At 71.8% G+C, this 3,544-nt stretch carries 3 protein-coding genes and 1 pseudogene; all 4 read right to left on the bottom strand.

From position 1 onward, the window contains the following. Positions 1-91: 91 nt before the first annotated feature. The gene (locus tag WA805_RS28325) at positions 92-1,018 is read right to left on the bottom strand and encodes an exopolyphosphatase (RefSeq protein WP_425243856.1); all 927 of its coding nucleotides are present in this window, start codon (positions 1,016-1,018) and stop codon (positions 92-94) included. Next, positions 1,015-1,527, bottom strand: a complete 513-nt coding sequence (locus WA805_RS28330) for a DUF501 domain-containing protein (RefSeq protein WP_422326541.1) — start codon at positions 1,525-1,527, stop codon at positions 1,015-1,017. Before WA805_RS28330 ends, WA805_RS28325 begins: the two co-directional genes overlap by 4 nt. Before the next feature lie 31 nt (positions 1,528-1,558). Next, entirely contained in the window at positions 1,559-1,948 is a 390-nt protein-coding gene (locus WA805_RS28335; RefSeq protein ID WP_424561139.1) for an FtsB family cell division protein, read from the bottom strand. Positions 1,949-2,025: 77 nt separating this feature from the next. After that, positions 2,026-3,306: pseudogene (gene eno, locus WA805_RS28340) on the bottom strand (phosphopyruvate hydratase). Positions 3,307-3,544 lie beyond the last annotated feature (238 nt).

Genomic DNA, 3,544 nt, shown 5'->3' on the forward strand with positions numbered 1-3,544 from the left:
GCGCCGGACGCCAGCTCGCGCACCTGCTCCGCGCTGTCCGCGACGGGGGTCGCCGCGGTCGCCGGGTCGCCAGGCCAGCCGGTGCCCGGCGCTACAGGACCAGCGACCATGCGATGCCGTCGAGAATGTCGTGCTCGCTGACCAGGACTTCGGCGAAACCGAACCTGATCATGATCCGGTCAAGCACGAGGGCGCCCGCGCCGATCACGTCGACCCGGCCGGGGTGCATGACCCCGATCGCCGCGCGCTCGGCGCGGGTCTGCCCGAGCAGCGCCGTCGCGATCTCGTGCACACGCGCCGCCGGGACCCTGGAGTGGTGGATCCGCTCCGAGTCGTACCGCTGCAGGCCGAGTGCAATCCCGCCGACCGTGGTGACCGACCCGGCCAGGCCCACGAGGGTGCGCGCCTCCCCGGCCGGGATGCTGACGGCGACCAGGTCGAGGGCGCTGTCGATGTCCGCGGTGGCGGCGGCGATCTCGGCGTGCGCCGGCGGGTCGCCGTGCAGGTGCCGCTCGGTCATCCGGACGCAGCCGATATTCACCGAACGGGCGCCGCTGACTCCCTCAGGTCCGCCGAGGACGAACTCCGTTGAGCCGCCCCCGATGTCAGTGACCAGGTAGGGCGCCGGGGTGCCGGACAGTTCCCTGGTCGCGCCGGTGAAGGACAGCCGGGCCTCTTCGTCGCCGGTCACCACCTCCGGCGCGACGCCGAGCACCTCTTTCACCCGGCCGGTGAACTCCTGCGCGTTCTCGGCGTCCCGCGTGGCGCTGGTCGCTACCATCCGGACGGCAACGGGCGACGCCTGGCCGATGAGCTCCGCGTACTCGCGCAGCGCGCCGATCGTCCTGCCCAGCGCGGCCTGCGAGAGCCGTCCGGTCCTGTCCACCCCTTCGCCCAGCCGCACGATGCGCATCTCGCGGGCTATATCAGTCAGCACCGTACGTTCTGGATCGATATCCGCGATCAGCAGCCGGATGGAGTTCGTGCCGCAGTCGACAGCGGCCACCCGCCTCCTCATTCTTCCTCCCCGGCGGCGACGGTCACGCACGGACCGCGGGACCACCAGCGACCCGCCGCGGCGAGCGCCTCGCGGCCGAAGGGGTTCGTGCCCGGCGCGGCGAGCTCGTGCGCCACGAGCGCGTGCAGGCACTTCACCCGGTCCGGCATGCCGCCGGCGCTCTGCGTCCCCGGCGGCAGCGGCTCGACGCCGGACCTGCTGGCCGCGTCGTCGCGGCGCGCCAGGTAGTCGCGGTGGGCGTGCTCGTACTCCGCCTTGAGCCGCTCGTCGGCCAGCCGTGCGGTCATCTCCCGCATCAGGCCCGCCGCTTCCAGGCCGCTCACCGCGGCCGCGGCGCGCGGGCAGGTCAGGTAGTACAGCGTCGGGAACGGGGTACCGTCCGGTAGCCGGGGCGCCGTCTCCACCACGTCGGGCAGCCCGCACGGACAGCGGTGGGCAACCGATCGCAGGCCGCGCGGGGCACGTCCGAGCTGGGCGGCGACGGCCGCCGCGTCCTTGGGGTTGATCATCGGCTTTGCTGTGTCATGTGCTTTGGCTGTGTCACTTGCCCGGCTTGGCGTCCGCGTGCTTGACCGACTGCAGCAGCTTGTCGTACCAGGGGTCGGACGCCGCCTGCTTGCTGCTGGCCGGCGACCGCGGCGGCCGCCCGGAGATTACCTCGTAGCACTGCTCGTCGGGGAAGCACATGTGCAGCTGCGCGCGGGCCTGCTGCTCGATGTACCAGGTCTGAGTCAGCTTCGTGTCCTGCTGCTGCAGCGCCTGCACCTGCGCCGACAGGGTCTGCTGCTGGGCGAGCAGCTGGTCCACCTGCTGCCGCTGGGCGATGTACTCCCTGACGGGGTAGGCCAGGCTCAGCGCGATCGCGCAGATCACCACGGCCAGCACCGCGGCGCGCCCGGTCAGCCGCGTCGACCGCGCGGCCGCGACCAATGCGGCAGCGTGCGCGGGGGGTATGGGGTGCGCCCCCCCATCGAGGTGGGCTGACGTCTCCCCTGTCGGCTGCGACATCAAGCGGCGGTGAACCTCGGGAACGCGGCGGCGCCGGCGTAGCTCGCCGCGTCGGCGAGCAGCTCTTCGATGCGCAGCAGCTGGTTGTACTTCGCCACCCGCTCGCCGCGCGCCGGGGCGCCGGTCTAGATCTGGCCCGCGTTCGTCGCGACCGCGAGGTCGGCGATGAACGTGTCGTCGGTCTCGCCGGAGCGGTGGCTGATCATGCAGGTGAATCCGGCGCGCTGCGCGAGGCTCACCGCCTCGGAGGTCTCGGTCACGGTGCCGATCTGGTTGACCTTCACCAGCAGGCTGTTGGCGGACTTCTCGGCGATGCCGCGGCGGATCCGCTCCGGGTTCGTCACGAAAATGTCGTCGCCGACCACCTGGACCCGGTCGCCTGCCGCGGCGGTGAAGGCCTGCCAGCCGGCCCAGTCCTCTTCGGCCAGCGGGTCCTCGACCGACACCAGCGGGTAATTGGCCAGCCAGTCGAGGTAGATCGCGGTCATCTCTGCCGAGCTCTGCGGCTTGCCCTCGAACTGGTAGGCGCCGTCGTGGTAGAACTCCGTCGCCGCGGCGTCGATCGCGAGCGCGATGTCCCGGCCGGGTGCGTACCCGGCCTTGCCGATCGCTTCGATGATCAGGTCGAGCGCGGCCCTGTTGTGCTCCAGGTCGGGCGCGAACCCGCCCTCGTCACCGACGCCGGTGTTCAGGCCGTGCTGCTTGAGCACCGACTTGAGCGCGTGGTAGGTCTCCGCGCCCCAGCGCACCGCCTCGGCGAACGTCGGCGCGCCGATCGGCGCGATCATGAACTCCTGGATGTCGACGTTCGAGTCCGCGTGCGCCCCGCCGTTGAGGATGTTCATCATCGGCACCGGCAGCAGGTACGCGTTGGGGCCGCCCAGGTAGCGGAACAGCGGCAGGCCGGCGGACTGCGCGGCGGCCTTGGCCACCGCCATGCTCACGCCGGTGACCGCGTTCGCGCCCAGCCGGGACTTGTCCGGAGTCCGGTCCAGGTCGATCATGGCCTGGTCGATCAGGCGCTGATCATCGGCGTCGTAGCCGAGCAGTTCGGGCTGGATCTCGTCGATGATGCCCTGGACGGCCCGGGCGACCCCCTTGCCGCCGTACTCGTCCCCGCCATCGCGCAGTTCCACCGCCTCAAAGGCGCCGGTGGACGCCCCGCTCGGGGCAGCGGCGCGGCCCAGCGAGCCATCGTCGAGAGCGACCTCGACTTCGAGGGTGGGGTTTCCGCGGGAATCCAGAATCTGCCTGGCATGCACCGCCTCGATCGAGGCCACGACGACTCCTAGCTCGGCTGACTTTTGTCAATATTGGAGCCTAGTGGAGCCCTGGCGGGGCTCGGCACCGGCCACGCCGGGACGGGGCCGCCTCACTCACCTGCCTGGTCCACCTCCGCCCGGTCCCGTTCCCAGCGGCGGACCTGGTCGGCGTAGCGGCGGGCGGCCGCGCGCAGCTCGAGTTCGGGATCGAGGCCGGCCGCCTGAGCCCGGGCCACCAGCTCGAACAGCTCCGCCC

This window comes from Trebonia sp. (genome assembly GCF_049794275.1).
GTDB lineage: Bacteria > Actinomycetota > Actinomycetes > Streptosporangiales > Streptosporangiaceae > Trebonia.